Origin of the sequence: Dyadobacter sp. 22481 (assembly GCF_052044875.1) — a bacterium.
In the GTDB taxonomy this organism is placed as follows: domain Bacteria; phylum Bacteroidota; class Bacteroidia; order Cytophagales; family Spirosomataceae; genus Dyadobacter; species Dyadobacter endophyticus.
Genome location: NZ_JBQENV010000002.1, coordinates 1810370 through 1826989, shown reverse-complemented (window position 1 = coordinate 1826989; position 16620 = coordinate 1810370). Strand labels below are relative to the sequence as shown.

At 49.4% G+C, this 16620-nt stretch carries 18 protein-coding genes and 1 tRNA gene; 10 read left to right on the top strand and 9 right to left on the bottom strand.

What is annotated here, in order from left to right; translation table 11 throughout:
• Positions 1-5: 5 nt before the first annotated feature.
• Positions 6-902 (bottom strand): DMT family transporter, encoded by an 897-nt coding sequence (locus ACTJJJ_RS17725; RefSeq protein WP_440702544.1) that lies wholly within the window; start codon positions 900-902, stop codon positions 6-8.
• Positions 903-1278: 376 nt separating this feature from the next.
• Between ACTJJJ_RS17725 and ACTJJJ_RS17720 the strand changes: the two genes are divergently transcribed.
• Positions 1279-2394, top strand: coding sequence for a hypothetical protein (locus ACTJJJ_RS17720; protein WP_440702543.1), 1116 nt, complete (start codon positions 1279-1281; stop codon positions 2392-2394).
• Between the two features lie 81 nt (positions 2395-2475).
• On the opposite strand, the gene ACTJJJ_RS17715 is transcribed toward ACTJJJ_RS17720, so the two are convergent.
• The 3 genes from ACTJJJ_RS17715 to ACTJJJ_RS17705 form a co-directional block, all read right to left on the bottom strand.
• On the bottom strand, positions 2476-3057 hold the full coding sequence (locus ACTJJJ_RS17715) for a DJ-1/PfpI family protein (RefSeq protein ID WP_440702542.1): 582 nt from the start codon (positions 3055-3057) through the stop codon (positions 2476-2478).
• Positions 3058-3138: 81 nt separating this feature from the next.
• Positions 3139-3774 (bottom strand): SCO family protein, encoded by a 636-nt coding sequence (locus ACTJJJ_RS17710; RefSeq protein ID WP_440702541.1) that lies wholly within the window; start codon positions 3772-3774, stop codon positions 3139-3141.
• 123 nt (positions 3775-3897) lie between these two features.
• Complete coding sequence (locus ACTJJJ_RS17705) at positions 3898-4290, bottom strand: hypothetical protein (protein WP_440702540.1); 393 nt, start codon at positions 4288-4290, stop codon at positions 3898-3900.
• 204 nt (positions 4291-4494) lie between these two features.
• On the opposite strand from ACTJJJ_RS17705, the gene ACTJJJ_RS17700 reads away from it, so the two are divergent.
• The 6 genes from ACTJJJ_RS17700 to ACTJJJ_RS17675 all read left to right on the top strand — a co-directional run bounded on the left by ACTJJJ_RS17700 (position 4495) and on the right by ACTJJJ_RS17675 (position 8898).
• Complete coding sequence (locus ACTJJJ_RS17700; protein ID WP_440702539.1) at positions 4495-5079, top strand: TetR/AcrR family transcriptional regulator; 585 nt, start codon at positions 4495-4497, stop codon at positions 5077-5079.
• 70 nt (positions 5080-5149) lie between these two features.
• Entirely contained in the window at positions 5150-5560 is a 411-nt protein-coding gene (locus tag ACTJJJ_RS17695; protein WP_426293533.1) for an OsmC family protein, read from the top strand.
• Positions 5561-5683: 123 nt separating this feature from the next.
• The gene (locus ACTJJJ_RS17690) at positions 5684-6187 is read left to right on the top strand and encodes a methylated-DNA--[protein]-cysteine S-methyltransferase (RefSeq protein ID WP_440702538.1); all 504 of its coding nucleotides are present in this window, start codon (positions 5684-5686) and stop codon (positions 6185-6187) included.
• A 176-nt stretch (positions 6188-6363) separates the two neighbouring features.
• The gene (locus tag ACTJJJ_RS17685) at positions 6364-7797 is read left to right on the top strand and encodes an ATP-binding cassette domain-containing protein (protein ID WP_440702537.1); all 1434 of its coding nucleotides are present in this window, start codon (positions 6364-6366) and stop codon (positions 7795-7797) included.
• A complete protein-coding gene (locus ACTJJJ_RS17680) occupies positions 7794-7952 on the top strand; it encodes a hypothetical protein (RefSeq protein WP_440702536.1) in 159 nt (52 codons plus the stop codon). Before ACTJJJ_RS17685 ends, ACTJJJ_RS17680 begins: the two co-directional genes overlap by 4 nt.
• 31 nt (positions 7953-7983) lie before the next feature.
• Positions 7984-8898, top strand: a complete 915-nt coding sequence (locus ACTJJJ_RS17675) for a pirin family protein (RefSeq protein WP_440702535.1) — start codon at positions 7984-7986, stop codon at positions 8896-8898.
• A gap of 5 nt (positions 8899-8903) precedes the next feature.
• Here ACTJJJ_RS17675 and ACTJJJ_RS17670 read toward each other — a convergent pair whose 3' ends face one another.
• The 3 genes from ACTJJJ_RS17670 to ACTJJJ_RS17660 form a co-directional block, all read right to left on the bottom strand.
• Positions 8904-9722, bottom strand: coding sequence for a helix-turn-helix domain-containing protein (locus tag ACTJJJ_RS17670; protein ID WP_440702534.1), 819 nt, complete (start codon positions 9720-9722; stop codon positions 8904-8906).
• A gap of 15 nt (positions 9723-9737) precedes the next feature.
• Positions 9738-10625, bottom strand: a complete 888-nt coding sequence (locus ACTJJJ_RS17665; protein ID WP_440702533.1) for an oxidoreductase — start codon at positions 10623-10625, stop codon at positions 9738-9740.
• An 89-nt stretch (positions 10626-10714) separates the two neighbouring features.
• The gene (locus ACTJJJ_RS17660) at positions 10715-11392 is read right to left on the bottom strand and encodes a GNAT family N-acetyltransferase (protein ID WP_440702532.1); all 678 of its coding nucleotides are present in this window, start codon (positions 11390-11392) and stop codon (positions 10715-10717) included.
• Between the two features lie 185 nt (positions 11393-11577).
• Here ACTJJJ_RS17660 and ACTJJJ_RS17655 point away from each other — a divergent pair, with 185 nt between their 5' ends.
• Both ACTJJJ_RS17655 and ACTJJJ_RS17650 read left to right on the top strand, forming a co-directional pair.
• On the top strand, positions 11578-12249 hold the full coding sequence (locus ACTJJJ_RS17655) for a DUF6766 family protein (protein ID WP_440702531.1): 672 nt from the start codon (positions 11578-11580) through the stop codon (positions 12247-12249).
• Positions 12250-12288: 39 nt separating this feature from the next.
• Positions 12289-13071 (top strand): DUF72 domain-containing protein, encoded by a 783-nt coding sequence (locus tag ACTJJJ_RS17650; protein ID WP_440702530.1) that lies wholly within the window; start codon positions 12289-12291, stop codon positions 13069-13071.
• Here the strand turns inward: ACTJJJ_RS17650 and ACTJJJ_RS17645 are convergent.
• Entirely contained in the window at positions 13064-13774 is a 711-nt protein-coding gene (locus ACTJJJ_RS17645; RefSeq protein ID WP_440702529.1) for a hypothetical protein, read from the bottom strand. The two genes, ACTJJJ_RS17650 and ACTJJJ_RS17645, sit on opposite strands and share 8 nt — an antisense overlap.
• Before the next feature lie 164 nt (positions 13775-13938).
• Between ACTJJJ_RS17645 and ACTJJJ_RS17640 the strand changes: the two genes are divergently transcribed.
• Positions 13939-16326 carry an ABC transporter permease gene (locus ACTJJJ_RS17640; protein WP_440702528.1) on the top strand — a complete coding sequence of 796 codons (2388 nt, stop codon included), beginning with the start codon at positions 13939-13941 and terminating at the stop codon, positions 16324-16326.
• Between the two features lie 192 nt (positions 16327-16518).
• Here the strand turns inward: ACTJJJ_RS17640 and ACTJJJ_RS17635 are convergent.
• Positions 16519-16592, bottom strand: a tRNA-Arg gene (locus tag ACTJJJ_RS17635).
• Between the last annotated feature and the right edge of the window lie 28 nt (positions 16593-16620).

The following is a 16620-nucleotide window of genomic DNA, read 5'->3' as shown; positions in this document are numbered from 1 at the left end:
TTCTGTTAACGGGTACCAGCCACTGCAGAACCGGCTCTGTGCGCCCGCATTACGTGCAGCATTTGCAATATCACCGATAATATGATCAGGGCCAGGCCGAGGTAAAACGACCAGCGGAGTTCCTTGTTCTCATGATAGATGAGTATGGCCAGTATAATCGTGTAAACGGGTTCCAGGTTCAGGCTAAGGTTGACTGTGAATGCCGAAATGCGGCGCAGCACCTGGGTTTGCAACATATACAACACCACCGTGCAGAAAAAAGCCAGCAATAGCAGGTAACCCAGGTCCGACCAAGAAGGTATGAGTGTTTCGACCGGAAAAAAATAGCCATACAGCGGCATTAGCGGAGTCAGCGCAATGCCTCCGCCGAGCATCGCATACATGGTGGCAGTCTCGCTTTTGAAAGAATGCGCCAGCCGCTCGTTGGAGATCATATAGAGTGATCCGAGCGCCGAAGAAATCACGCCGAGTGTGATACCGATGCGGTACCGGGCATCGAAACTAAAAATCAAAGCAATGCCCAGAAGCGTGAGCAGGCTAAGCAGCAACTCGGAAAGCACGAAGGCCCTACGGTTGATCAGCGGCGAAAAAATAGCCGTGAAAAAACCAGCCAGCGAGAAGCAAACCACACCTACCGAAATATTGGAATACTTGATACTACCGTAAAAGAAGATCCAGTGCATTCCGAGAAAAAGCCCCGTCAATGAAATGCGGGCAAAGTCGCGGAATGCTATGCGTTCGAGTTTTTTGGTTGCGGCGAGGATCAGCAGCATCAGAATTCCCGCGAGCCAAATGCGGTACCACGACAGCAGGCCTTCATTGACGGTGATCAGTTTTCCGAAAATACCGGTAAATCCGGCGAGCACGATGGCTATATGCAGCTTGATGAAAGCTTGTTTCATTGTAATGTTTGTTCAAAAGGTATAAAATGGACATCGGACGCTGCGAAAACAGCGCAAACCGGTTAAGCGTAACCCACAACGGGGTTAAGGCTCAACAACCCTCATGAACAATGGTAATAGCAACATTGCCTCCCGAAGAAACGGGAAGTACCAAAATAGATTCCGGTCATTAAGCCGTTCAGGCTACCGGAGGAGGCGAAATGCAGAAAAGAAGTCTGTTCTCGGACATAATATCTGGAATTATCCTGCAAAAATAGGGCAATTTAAATGAAGACCAACCCCGAGCTTCATTTTCCTTTTCAACCGGGAAATATTGTACGATATTCTCATTTTTTTACACTTATTTTACCATTCAGGAAAATTCACCAAATCACTTATGAAAAGACAATTACAACTATCAATCGCATTGTTATTGGCACTTTGCGTTGCTCAACGTACATTTTCACAAGGCTGCGTGGCCATTCGTGGCACGGGTAACGCCTGCATGATCGCCCATGCCGACAGCAACGACCACGCACAATGGGTAGTCACGACGAGCGGACGCTATTTCAAGTCGTTCCGCCATTTTTCAGGTAAAACTGAGAATAAGGAGCGCCTCGTACAGCACACCGAGGTGATTAACCACACGGCTTCGATCGACATTAACATCATGCGCGTTCTCAACGATCGCTGGTCATTAATGGTCGACCTCCCGATCATTTCAAATGCGCGTTCGTCGCTCTACGAGCACGGCCTGGTCGCTGGTACCAATAAATTCAACGAGCGGCACAGCATGCATTCTTTCGGCATCGGCGACCTGCGTATTGCAGCCTACCGCTGGCTTTTAGATCCCAAGAAGAGCACTCGCGGGAATATTCAACTGGGTCTGGGCATTAAATTACCGACCGGGGACTATGACTACCAGGATTATTGGTACAATGTCGGCCCGAATGGTGCGAAAGAGCTTCGTACCGTCGACCAGTCGATTCAGCTCGGCGACGGCGGAACCGGCGTTACAGTGGAATTGAATACATTTTATAACATATTCCACAATTTCGGCGTGTACGGCAATTTCTATTACCTCGTCAACCCACGCGAGCAGAATGGTGTACGTACCTACCGTGAAACCTTGTCGCCCCGCCTGGCCAACGAGGCCATCATGAGCGTTCCCGACCAGTACATGGCACGCGGCGGTTTCAGTTATTCCCTTAACCCGGTGTTGAAAGGCTGGGCTGTTGCGGTGGGAGCGCGTCTGGAAGGTATTCCGGTACACGACCTCGTAGGCGGCAGCGGCGATTTCCGCCGACCTGGCTACGTGTGGGCCGCAGAGCCTGGCATCACTTATTCCGGCGAGAAATTCAGTTTCTTCGCGACGGTACCGGTTGCATTCGTCAGAAACCGCACACAAAGCGTGACCGACAAGGAGTATTCCGACAAATCGGGCACATTTGTACGTGGCGATGCCGCATTTGCAGATTACTCGGTCAATGCGGGCGTTTCGTTTAAATTCTAATTCGTTTTTGAATACAAAATAAAATGGCCAGACCTATGCGATTCGCAGGTCTGGCCATTTTATTTTTAAATACAACCTTTCTTAAAGGCCGCTGATCTGAACGCCCAGCAACTTGTAAAACTCTTTCAGAATTGCCGGGTGGCCCGGCCATGCGGGCGAGGTGACGAGGTTACCATCCACAACGGCCTGATCGGCCGGGATATTCTTCCAAGTACCACCAGCCAGCTCGATGTCCGGCCCTATCGCGACATAGGCCGTCAGTGTACGGCCCTGCAATACCCTCGCGGCGGTCAATATCTGGATTCCATGGCAGATCGCGGCTACCGGTTTGTTTGCTTCAAAGAAATACCGGGTGATTTCGAGCACCCGCTTGTTGAGGCGCGTGTACTCGGGCGCACGGCCGCCCGCGATGTACAATCCGTCGTATTCTGCCGGGTTAATACCTTCAAAATCAGCAGTAATTACGAAACGGTGACCTGGGGTTTCCTTGTACGTCTGATCGCCAACGAAATCATGGACGGCCGTTGGCACGGTGTCGCCTTTCTTGCGGTCAGGCGCCAGGGTATCGACCTCAAATCCAACGGAAAGCAAAGCCTGGTATGGCACCATAGCTTCATAATCTTCGACATAATCCCCTGCCAGCAACAGAATTTTCTTTGACATAACGGTTTAAGTTTAGTGATTTAAGAATTGCTTAAAGCTACGCGAAAAAAGGCCTTCTGGTTCCTGCCAAGAGCCATTTCTCTATTCATATTCTTTGAGCAAAGTCCGGATATCGCGGATGAGCTCGTAGGTCCCTTCGTCGGTGGTGCCGTCGTACATACCGCGGATGTGGCGATCCTTGTCGAGCAGCACGAAATGTCCGCTGTGGAGAAATCCGCCGGGCGATTTGGCATCTTCGGCCGCGGTAATGAGGTAATGCTTTTGTCCAATTTCGTAAATCTTCCCGCGGTCGCCTGTTACAAACTGCCATGTTGCATTGCGCACGCCAAGGTCGTTTGAATAGGTTTTGAGCACTGCGGGCGTGTCGTGTTCCGGGTCAATGGTATGGGATAGAATGCGTACGGTCGGATTGTCCTTCACTTCGTCGTACACTTTGAGCATGTTCTTTTTCATAACGGGACAAATCGTCGGGCAGGTGGTAAAAAAGAAATCGGCGATGTAGATTTTGTCTTTAAAATCCAGCTCGGTTACCGGCCGGTTATCCTGGTTGGTAAACGAAAAGGCGGGGATCGAAGGGTAGCTCTTTTCTCTGATGGATTTTCCCGCAACCGTCCTGGTAATGGTTTCGGGCTCGCCCAGGTAGGGCAGTTTACGGTCTTCGCAGGCAAGCAGCAATGCCGCTGCCAGCAGACCGGCGATCAATCGTCGGGTATGCATGGTAATTGTGATATTAGAATAAAGGAAATAGAATTGAAGGCGCTGCAACAGAGAGCGCATTGAGATTGACCCGGCTCCAAAACCCCGCATTAAGCCGGAATTCGAGCCTGAAAACGTCGCTAATTAGCCCAAAGGTGGATGAAATATCTCCGAAGCAACGGAGGGCGGAAGGAACGGCGAAATATAGCTGAATGTGACCGCCAAATTCGTTCCAAAGTACTCAGGCGATTGGAAAATGAACGGCTTGCCCGTATCCATTACCTGGAAGAGCAGGTTAGCCATATAGCTTTGCTCCGCCCGGCGCTCTTCCTGTTTTTTAGCCTCGACCACCTTTTCGGCAAGGTAGCATTTGCCCTCGCAGACCACGATAGGATTGTCGCGGTTTATGCAGAGGTTGGCAATAATATATTCCTTCCGCAGCTCGTAGTCGAGGTAAACCAAAGGAATAACCCACGCTTTGACAAGCATAAGGAGCACAAAGCCCAGGGTGATCCATTGTTTAACAGAGGCCTTCAAGTGTAAGGAAAGCGATTTTGATACAAACTAACTGCCCGGCAAAGCTAACGCCCAATCACTGAGATAACAAATCCGAGCGTATTCATTCCCCTTCCTCCCCTTCGTTCACCTCATTCCTTCAAAAAAAATTCTCAAAAAAAATCACTTTTATTTTGTACTAATCAGTAAAGTATTATACATTTGTAACATCAAACAAAAAGAGCAATGGCAGGCAGACCCAAAATATATGACGAAACAGCGATCCTCGACAAGGCGGTGGAAGTCTTTTGGGAGAAAGGGTACACCAACGCCACTGCCGACGACCTGCTCCTGGCTATGGGCATCGGCAAAGGAAGTTTCTATTTCGCATTCAAAGGCGGGAAAGAAGAATTGTTCCGGAAGTCGATGGAACGGGTTGTCGAACTGAATTTTAATGCGATCCGCGAGTCGCTGGCGACTTGTGAAAATCCGGTCCAATTCATTAGGGATTTCTTTTTGTCGCTTGCTGGCAACGATTCGCCGGCCGGCAATAAGGGTTGCTACTTTGGTAACGCATTGATACAGGTATCCGCCGACGATTCAGGCTTGAAAATGATTGCAGCAAAGTACCTGCATGTGCTCGAAGAAATATTTACCGAAGCCATTCAGAAAAGCAAGGATCTGGGATTGCTTCAAACAAATGAACCAGCCGGGGCACTCGGTACTTACCTTGTAAATCTTTGGAACGGCCTCAACGTAACGCGCAGAATGGAACCCGACCAGCGAAAACTTGCCGAACTGGTGCGGATGAATCTCAATATCCTTAACTAATTTTTTTGACCAATTTTGTACTATTTAGTACAGTTTATTTAAATCATTTTCAATTTCAAACTCCAAGATCATGAAACGCAAAGCAACAGCAGTATGGAATGGTGACATCAAAACAGGCGCAGGACATATCACAACCGGAAGCACCGTCCTAAACAAAACACAATATTCGTTCAACAGCCGCTTCGCCGACGGCATCGGCACTAATCCTGAGGAGCTGCTTGCCGCGGCTCACGCAGGCTGTTTCACCATGAAACTCGACCTCGACCTGACCCAGGCCGGCTACACCGTCGAATCACTCGAAACGCAATCCGTTGTTACACTGGATAATGGTAAAATCACGAAATCGGAACTGACGCTAGTAGCCAAAGTGCCTAACATTTCGGACGAAGAATTTCAGGTCATCGCCAAAGGTGCCGAAGAAACATGTCCCGTGAGCCAGGCATTTAGTTTTGAAATCGTTTTGACTGCGACTTTGGTGTAGCCCGAAGCGACACAAACGAACGGCATCCTGGCCTCAGTCCGGATGCCGTTCGTTACGTAGCATCAATAGTCAGAACCAATAAAATCCATTTTTTTGTTGCTAGGTGACAACATGCAGCGAATTATGGATATTTTCTTTAAAAGAATGGCTTCGCCGACAGGCACACTGACGCTGATTGCCTCAGACAATGGTCTAAGAGCTGTGCTTTGGGATTATGACGATACGGGAAAGTCGAGCATCGACAGTGGCATCGAAAATCCGGATCATCCGTTACTGCTCGAAGCCGAGAAACAATTAAACGAGTATTTTGCCAGGAAACGCAAAACTTTTTCCCTGCCACTCGATTTTATCGGCAGCGACTTTCAAAAACAGGTCTGGGAAGCTTTACTAACCATTCCATTTGGTGAAACGAGGTCGTATGGCCAGATAGCCCGCCAGATTGGCAACCCCGATTCCGTGAGGGCCGTGGGCGGGGCAGCTAACAAGAATCCGATCCCTATTATCGCTCCCTGCCATCGCATGGTAGGAGCCAATGGCAAGCTCGTGGGCTTTGGGGGCGGATTGGCAAACAAAGCACTGCTGCTGGAACTAGAAGCGCCATTCCGTCAGACCACGCTCTTCAAGTGAGGCGGCGAAAACAGGTAACCGAAAGTTAACCTATTTCACTTTCGGGATTTATTCTTACCTTTGCAACATTAATCACCAACCGGAACACCAGGTGTAAGAAACCATTTCTTTCAGGAAAATAGACGCACGCGGCCGTTATGGCGGCTGCTATTATTCATTCTTAAAAGAAAGTTTCTATGCTTTTTCTTCAAGGTGTTACCTATGCACACCCCAACCGGGATGTGCTGTTCTCCGATATTAATTTAACTGTAAACAAGCAGGACAAAATCGCGCTCGTCGGCAATAATGGCGCGGGGAAATCTACATTGCTGGCGATCCTCGCCGGAAAGCTGAAACCAGCATCCGGAGCGGCCGGGGCAGATTCCAGACCCTATTTCGTACCGCAGCACTTCGGACAATATAACGGGCGAACCGTTGCGGAAGCGTTGGGTATCCACGACAAGTTACTGGCCCTGAAAGAGATCCTGGAAGGGCATTTGACGGACATTAACCTCGAATTGCTCGACGATGACTGGGGTATCGAAGAACGTTGCCAGGAGGCTTTCGCGCATTGGCAACTGAATGGGATAGCCCTCTCCCAGCCTATGGCTGCGCTGAGCGGCGGGCAAAAGACGAAGGTTTTCCTCGCAGGAATCCTCATCCATGAACCACAAATTGTGTTGCTTGACGAGCCCAGCAACCACCTGGATGCGGCCGGCAGGGCATTGCTGTACGACTACATCCGGTCGACGGGCAATACGCTGGTTATCGTAAGCCACGACAGGGCGCTGCTAAACCTCCTCGATACCGTCTGCGAGCTGGGTAAGCGCGGAATAACCATCTACGGCGGTAACTATGACTTTTACGCCGAACAAAAAGCGATTGAAAATGAGGCATTGAACCTCGATGTGAAAGCGAAGGAAAAAGCGCTTCGCAAGGCCAGAGAAATCGAGCGGGAATCGGTGGAGCGGCAACATAAACTGGATGCGCGTGGGAAAAAGAAGCAGGAAAAGGCGGGGCTTCCGGCGATCGTCCAGCATGCGTTCAGAAACAATGCGGAACGAAGCACGGCTCGAATGAAGGGAGTGCATGCCGAGAAAGTGGGGGGTATTGCACAGGAACTGAGTCATTTGCGCAGCGAATTACCTTCGTTAGGCAAAATGAAAGTCGATTTCGACAATTCATTGCTTCACAAAGGGAAGATCCTCGTAACCGCCTCCCGGGCTAACTTTGCTTACAGTGACCAACAGCTCTGGAGTGAAACCCTCGATTTTCAGATCACGAGCGGAGAACGCATTGCGATCAAGGGCACCAATGGATCGGGCAAGACGACGTTGATACGCATGATCCTGGGAGATTTGCAACCCAGCGCGGGATCCATCGAGCGAGCCGATTTCAAGTCTATTTACATCGATCAGGATTATTCCCTGATCGATAACAGTTCCACCGTCTATTCCCAGGCCTGGAAATACAACTCCGGCGGGTTGCCGGAGCATGATATCAAGACCCGCCTGAACCGTTTTCTGTTTACCCGGGAATATTGGGACAAACCGTGCATTAACCTCAGCGGGGGTGAAAAAATGCGGCTGGCGCTGTGCTCATTGGCGATAGCTACCAGGCGCCCGACATGATCATACTCGACGAACCTACCAACAACCTCGATATCCAGAACATCGGCATACTTACTGCAGCGATCAACGAATACCGGGGAACATTGCTGGTCATCTCGCACGACTTGCATTTTTTACAGGAGATTGGTGTCGACAGGGAGTTGGCGCTGGGATGATTGCCTATATTTAACCAAAAAAATTTGCTCCATGCTGGATATCGTAATCGAAGCCCGGAAGGCTGCTATCAGTGAATCGGTGATGGTGAAGCGGATTCTTCCTTTCCGTCTCAGAAGAATGGTCGGCCCGTTCATATTTATGGATCACGCCGGACCGCTGGGCACTGTGCCGGTCAACCCGTCGGCGATGGATGTTTTGCCGCACCCGCATATCGGGCTTTCTACGGTCAGTTATCTGTTTGATGGCCAGGTTACGCACCGCGATAGCACAGGTGTGCAGCAGATCATCCGTCCCGGAGAAGTGAATTGGATGACGGCCGGCAGCGGGATTGCGCATTCGGAGCGTTTCGAAGATCCTGCCGCCTTGGCAGGTGGCCTAGAAATGATCCAGACCTGGGTTGCTCTTCCCGAAAAGGACGAAGAAGCCACGCCTTCTTTCAGAAATTACGCTAAAAATGAACTGCCGGTGTTTACCGACAAGGGGGTATGGATGCGGCTCATAGCTGGCGATGCGTTTGGGTTATCCAACGGCGTCGAAACTCTTTCTCCCCTGTTTTATCTGCACGCGGTCGTCGAAGCCGGAGCGACGTTCAGGATTCCCGATGGCTATTCCGAACGCGCCGTTTACCTGGTGAAAGGATCTGTTGAAACAGGCGGTCATTTCTACCAGCCTGGCCAGATGCTTGTTTTTAACAAAAATGCAGAGCCAACTATCAAAGCCACGGAAAACACGACATTAATGCTCCTGGGTGGCGAACCGCTGAGTGAACGATTTATCTGGTGGAACTTCGTGTCGTCGAGGAAAGAACGTATCGAACAGGCGAAAAAAGATTGGAAACAAGGCCGCATTCAGCTCCCGCCTGCTGATGATCATGAGTTTATCCCATTGCCCGAGGACTACTCACGGCCAGCCGGAACCCCTCCCCGGCCGGAACCGCTGTCCTGAGCCGCTTAGCCGGCGAGCCTGGACGGCGGTATGCCAAATGCTTTTTTAAATGCGAATGAGAAATGTGAAAGGTCTTCGAAGCCGATTTCCAGATACACATCTGAAGGTGCCCGGCCTTTTTCCTTAATCAGGTAATGCGCCTCCTGCAAGCGCCTCTGCTGCAACCAGCGGCTGGGCGATGTGTGGAATATGTGTTCAAAATCACGTTTGAATGTCGCCAGGCTGCGTCCGGTCAGGTAAGCGAAACGGTTTATCTGCACATTGAAATGAAAGTTCTCATTCATAAATGCTTCCAGATCGATCTTCCCCGGCTCGCTAAAATCGAACAATATGTCTTTCATCACCGATGACGAGCGCAGCAGGATCATAATGGCCTCCCGCACTTTCAATGCCTGTAAATTAGCATCTATCATTTGGTCCTCCTCACTATATGGCATCAACGAATCCATAAAGCCCTTTACCAGACTTCCGCCTTTCAATGCGATAATGGACCCGGCATCCTTACTTTGCGAATGATCTGCATGATAACCATGCTCCATCGCGAAACTTCTCAGGGTTCCCTGGTCCAGGTAAACCGAAATGGATTTAAAAACACCATTTACCGGCGGCTGCTTGATGAATTTGAGCAGCTGATTGCGCCGGGTAAACCGGAAATCCCCTTCCTTGAAAACATACTCTTTTTCCCCATTGTTGATCGTGAGCGTCCCGGAGATCTGGTAACTGAACACGTGCTCGGGTGCAAACTGCTCCCCCTCGCGGTTCCGCGTGAAATAGCACGAATACGCGATGGGAGATGCTTGCTTCTTGGATTTCAGATCAGCCATGAACAAAGTTAGAAATTATGCGTCCTTTTTGCCGCGTGTGTACCATTTGCCCATTGATGTTTCGAGAAAATCTTCCGATTCGTGATGGTCGGTAGAGATGCTCACATGCTCCCATTCCTCCATTTCCGCCTTGCGGGCTTGGTCGGCATTTTTGAGTATGCCAATAGCCTCGCTGCCGAGCACGAGATGTACCGGCGGTGCGGGATGAGCGGCCAATGCCACCATCACATCCGCAGCTTTTTCAGGATCACCCACAGGCACGAATTTGCCGGATTTGAAATAATCGGTACGCTGATTGACCATCTCGTAACCCTCGATATCACGGGCGTAGGTCATCGAAGCACCGGCCCAGTCGGTGCGAAAACCACCCGGTTCAACGCTGGTAACGTAAATACCCAGCGACGCTACTTCTTTGGCTAACGCCTCGGTGAAACCGGCCAGACCGAACTTGGCTGCCTGGTACATTGTCAACCCGGCATTGCCAACGCGGCCGCCAATCGAGCTGATCTGCAAAATGCGGCCACTACCCTGCTTGCGCATATAAGGCAATACGGCGCGGGTAATTTCGATCGGGGCGTAAAGGTTTGTATCCAACTGGCTGCGTACCTGCTCTTCGGTGTATGCCTCCGCCGCGCCGATGATGCCAAAACCTGCATTATTGACCAGCACATCGATACTTCCGAAATGCGCTACGGCGTCGGCTACCACATAATAGACCTGTTCGTAATTGGTGACGTCCAGCGCTACCGGGTAAATCTGCTCCCCAAATTCGTTGACCAGATCTTCCAGCTGACCAATATTCCGGGCGGTTGCGACTACCTTATCTCCACTTTTTAAAACCGCTTCTGTAAGGCTGCGTCCTAATCCGCGGGCACTGCCTGTAATAAACCATACTTTTGTCATTGTCTTTGTGTTTTAAGTACAATACAAAAGTACCCGCTCCCAGTCTGCCCAGCTTTGTTGAAAAGCTCAAAGTTAATTTGTTGAAAAGCTCATTTCTTCAATACATAAAAGAAAATCTGGGTGCGGATCTTAAAACCCAGCGACTCATACACGCCTATTGCACGCGCATTATCCGCTTTCACGTGCAGGAAAGGCTGTTCACCGTTCTGCTGAATGCGATTTACCTGACGAAGCAGCAAATGCCGCGCATAGCCCTTGCCCAGATGATCGGGATGGGTACAAACAGCGCTGATTTCGGCGTAATCACCGGGATGCATGCGCTGGCCAGCCATGGCGACGAGCTTGTTATTGTCAAAAATCCCTTCATAATGACCGAAACGGATCGTTTCAGTCGAAAACGGCCCGGGAACGGTTAGGCTCGTCAATGCGATCATTTCAGGAACGTGCTCCGTTGTAAGCGGGGTGATTACCGGGCCATCCGACCCTGGGTGCACGGGGCCGTTGTAAATCATCTGGTAGCCGGGTATTGCCGCTAAAAGTTGCCAGGGACGAGGGATTTCAACGTTTTCGTTGCTTACAAATATGACGTTATGGTCGAATGGTATAGCTTCATGCAATGCCGGCAGGCCCGCGAGCGCTTCGCCTTCCACTGCTGCAAAGGGCGAAACTTCCGGCAGAAAATACGCACATTCTCCCTGCACGGTCCCGAGCGCGCGGTTGTGCGTGCGTAACGCATGCCAGGCGGGGTTGTCAAGGATTTCTTTCATCTCAGATAGTCAGTGTTTCTGCTTGTTATGTCAACGCGCCGGGAGATCCCCATGCACATTGCGCAAATCTACATACGAGAAACTGCTCCGCCACTTTTTGACCATTACTTTATAGCCCATTATGGCATATTTGCATGGCATGGTTTTCGTAATAGTGATTGGCGATTTTAACACCTGTATAAGCCATGTCAAAAAATAAAACTGATCGCTTTTTCTACCGCAACAGTCTCTCAATCGTCTTCATATCGTTGTTTGTAGTGGCGTTGATCGCTCAGATCGTTTTCGGTTTGAAAAAGCACAACCAAGAGCTTGAAGAGCTGGGCGGTCCGCCACTCGCATTGGGCGAGTACCTTACCAGCGGTCACTTTTTCTCTGCAACATTCGAAAACTTCCAAAGCGAGTTTCTCCAAATGGCGCTCTACGTCGTGTTGACTATTTCACTGCGGCAAATCGGGTCAGCGGAATCCAAAGATCTGATCAAACCGGAGGAAGTGGACCGCGAACCGGACCCTGGCAAGAAGGATGCGCCGAGCCCGGTGAAGCGCGGCGGGTGGTGGCTGCGGCTTTACCAGCATTCGCTTTCTATCGCATTCGTGATGTTATTCCTGCTAAGCTGGATTGGCCACCTCTATGGCAGTTTCACAGACTTCAACGACCAGCAAATGCTCCACGGACAACCGCAAAAAGATCTGGCCGCATTTCTTACGGAGCCCGACTTTTGGTTCGAAACCTTTCAAAACTGGCAGAGTGAATTTTTGTCCGTCGCTTCGATAGTGGTTCTTTCTATTTTCCTAAGACAAAAAGGCTCTCCCGAATCGAAACCCGTGGATGCACCGCATATGGAAACCGGCAAGTAGGTTTATCACTATCATCTTACTTCTGATCGAACTTTTGATATGACTGATCAACGACTATACCTTGGAACCAGCGGCCTGGTCCTGCCCTACAAAAACAGCCAGGCCTATCCCGCGGCATTTGAAGGATGGAGCCGGCTGCGCATTTACGGCACACTTTTTAACTCCATCGAGATCAATTCTACTTTTTACAAGCTTCCAAAGGCCTCTACCATCACCCAATGGAGCAGTTCTGTGGGCGACCATTTCCAGTTCACATTCAAGCTCTGGAAACAAATCACGCACAACAAGTCGCTCCAATTTGAACAACCCGATCTTGAAAAATTTTTCGAGGTTATCGACGGAGCCAACGACAAACAGGGATGCATTCTCGTGCAGTTTCCGGCGTCTGTCAAGCAGATATTATTCGGGAAGGTCGAATCGCTGCTGTACGGTATACAGGAAGTTAACCAACGCAATTGGCCGATAGCTGTCGAATTCAGGGATCATTCCTGGTACAACGAGCAGACATATGAACTATTGAATGCATACAGCGCTACGATCGTGTATCATGATAAGGCCGGTAGCACGTCGCCACAGCCCACGCTGGATGCGGGACACATATATTTGCGTTTTCACGGACCCGGGGGCAACTACAAGGGGAGCTACGATCAAGGTCTGCTGTTCGAATATGCCGGTTATATATCTGAATGGCTAAATGAGGGAAAAACTGTTTATGTATATTTCAATAATACAATGGGAGCTGCGCTGGAAAATTTGAGGACACTGGAAAAATTCCTGAAAGAGGAGTTGCTCACTGATCAACTTACTGTTTCCACTAATTAAGGTTCAGGCCGACCGTCAAACCTATATAAGGCTTACCCTGGTAAATCCAGTATTGTCTGTTGTGATCAAGCAAATGGTCTATACCCAGCGCCAGTCCGAAATTCAGTTTCTCGATGGCCATCAGAATGCAAGCGGCCTTCGACCAGATAAAGCCATCGTATTCTACACTGATATTGTCGTCCGTTACCCAAGGGTTCATCGGTGTGACGCCTATGCCTGTTGCCAAACCAGCTGAAAATCCCAGATGCGTCACCCTTTGACTGACTTTCCCGATCGGGTTCCTTTTGTAAGACAACTCGTAGGTATCATTTCGATAACCTACGTACACTGCTCCGTTGAGGTGATTGCTCAACTGGGGTGTGAACGAGTTGGTGGAAGGACGGTATTTGAAGGGCACTGTAAGTATGTCCAGATCGAACGTGTTCTTCCAGTATTTGCTCGCAGCGATTTCCTTCTCAACAGCACCCGACGGATATACTTTGGGTTTGAGGTCCTTTCGGTCCGGCTTGGCCGTTTTCCAGCCGGCTTGTAGGCGGTACACAAGCACTGAATCTTCCGCATTCTCGATATAGACCAAGGCGCTCCGGTCGCCCTCCTTCGTTTTGTAAATGCCGTCGGTGAGCTTGTATTTGGGACTATCTTTCAACGCATGACAGGAAGATAGCATCACCAATGCGAGTAAGTACGGTAGCGTTTTGTTCATGCGATGGGTTCCGGATGAAAATTGTTCAGTTAAATTCGGACAAACGTGTCCGAAAGTGTACACCAAAAAACGGATTTCCTTCGAGTAACGAGCCAAACGGATATGTTTTTAAACTGGCATATTAATTTGGCAATAGCGATTGATCACGCAAATAGCGTCACTCTATGCTCCAAAACTACTTCAAAATTGCCTGGCGGAATCTTATTCGCAATAAAACTTACAGCCTGCTGATACTATCCGGCCTCGCCACTGGCATGACCTGCGCGCTCGCGTTATGGCTCTACGTGCACGATGAGCTGAGCTTTGACCGCTATCATCGTTATACCGACCGCATTTACCGGCTCAACCTTCATATTAAATGGAGCGAAAACGAATACAAGCTTAGCATGGCTTCGGCACCATTCGGACCCGTTTTGCGTGATGAATATCCTGAGATTGAAAAGACTTTGCGAGTAAAAAAAGGCGCTCAATTATTCAGGGTGGGCGAAAAGTCATTAAATGTGAAGGAGCTTATCTGTGCAGATTCTACGTTATTCACGTTTTTTGACTACGAGTTTGTTGAAGGTAGTGCGCAAAATGCGCTGAAAGGCAAAAACAGTGTGGTACTCACCGAGAAACTGGCCATGAACCTATTTGGCCGTACTACCGGCATCATCGGGAACTTCGTAACTGTAAAGGACAGCATTCCTTTTAGCGTTACCGGTGTAATCAGGGAAGCCCCTACGAATCATCATCTGAAATTTGAAGCCATCCTGCCTTACACCAACGAGGCCGTGAGCCGGGTACAGCTCGATAAATGGGACGGCTTCAATACGTTCACGTACCTTCTTCTAAACGATGCAAAGGCAGCAGCGAAACTGGAAGATAAACTACCGGCATTTTATAAAAAATACATTGCAGAGCGAATCGGCGACACAGACGGGACCAAAGTGAAGTTTGCGATCAGCTTGCAGCCACTTGGCGACATCCACCTGCATTCATCCCATCTGATGGGAGAAGAAAATGGTAGCACCATGGCCTACGTGTACACATTTTCAATCATCGGGCTTTTCATTCTGCTTATAGCGATCGTCAACTACATCAACCTCGCGACGGCCAGATCGGCTGGCAGGGCGAAGGAAATCGGTATCAGGAAAGCCGTCGGCTCACAGTGGTCGCAACTCATTGGTCAGTTTTTGTCAGAGTCGTTGCTCATGGCATTTTTAGCTCTGTTGACGAGCATACTGCTTTTGAATTTACTCCTTCCATTCTTTAACGACATCTCCGGAAAATCGCTGACGATCAAGTTTTTCGACTTTAAGACATGGACTTTTTGCTTAGGCTTCACATTGTTGACCGGGCTGGCGAGCGGTGTGTATCCGGCATTTATTTTGTCGCGCTTCCGTCCGGAGCAAGTGTTAAAAGGTACACCCGGCCGCAATTCCTCGGGTGTGATATTCAGGCAGTCTCTGGTTGTTTTACAGTTTTTTATTTCAATGGTGATGATCGCCGGAACCATTACCGTGTATCGGCAGCTGAATTTTATGCGTACAACACAGCTGGGTTTTAACCAACGGCTAGTAATTAGAATGCCATTGCAAAGTCCATTGCTGCAAGAAAATGCAAATGTGCTGAAAGAAAGGATTTTACAAAATCCACTTGTCGAGAATGCGGCATTGACCAACGGCTCCATTGGCGATCAGCTCAATAATAAAACGACTTTCAGCTTTTACAAAAATGGCTCCGAGGAGTCTGTTAGTGCTGAATATTTTAATGTGGACGCCGACTTCACCGACGTGCTGCAAATCCCCATCGCCGACGGCAGGAGCTTTTCCGACAGACTGGACCACGACAGTTCCAATGCCGTCCTGATCAACCAGGCAATGCTGGAACGCCTGGGATGGAAAAGCTACCGTGATGGCCTTATCGAGCTTAATACCAGAAAAGTCCCGGTCACGGGCGTGATAAGTGATTTTCACCTGCGCTCGCTTCACAATCAGATTGAACCATTGGTACTTGTTCTGAAAAAAGAAAAAACAGACAATTTGCTAGTAAAGGTTTCGGGCGCCGATCTCCCGAAGACAATAGCTGCACTCAGAAAAACATTTAACGATGTGAATGGCAACCAGCCGTTCGAATACCACTTTCTCGATCAGGCATTTGCAAAGCAGTACCGCACCGACGAACAAAAAGGACAGCTATTCCTGGCGTTTTCAACGATTGCCATCATCATCGCCTGTCTGGGACTCTTTGGACTTGCTACTTTTATGGCTGAACAGCGTAAAAAAGAAATCGGTGTAAGAAAGGTGTTAGGTGCATCTATCACGAGCATCGTCTCCATGCTTTCAGGCGATTTCCTGAAACTCGTGCTGGTTGCTATGGTTATCGCATTTCCTGTCGGGTTGTATTTAATGGAGAAATGGCTGGGAAACTTCGCCTACAAAATAACGCCTGATTGGTGGATCTTTCCTTTGGCAGCCGGCCTCTCCATTCTCATTGCCATCATCACGGTCAGCTTTCAAAGCGTCAGAGCAGCACTGACAAACCCTGTAAAAAGTTTGCGTTCTGAATAACGGCCCGGCAAAGACCTACTTCTTAGAAGGCCGCTCAACAAAAAAGCACTTACGAATATTCGCAAGTGCTTGGCATTTCACGTGATCCCGTTTGGATTCGAACCGCCCGGCGGCCCGGCAAAGACCTACTGCTTAGAAGGCCGCTCAACAAAAAAGCACTTACGAATATTCGCAAGTGCTTGGCATTTCACGTGATCCCGTTTGGATTCGAACCAAAGACCTACTGCTTAGAAGGCAGTTGCTCTATCCAACTGAGCTACGGGACCGGATATTGGAGACCTACTGCCTTCTAAG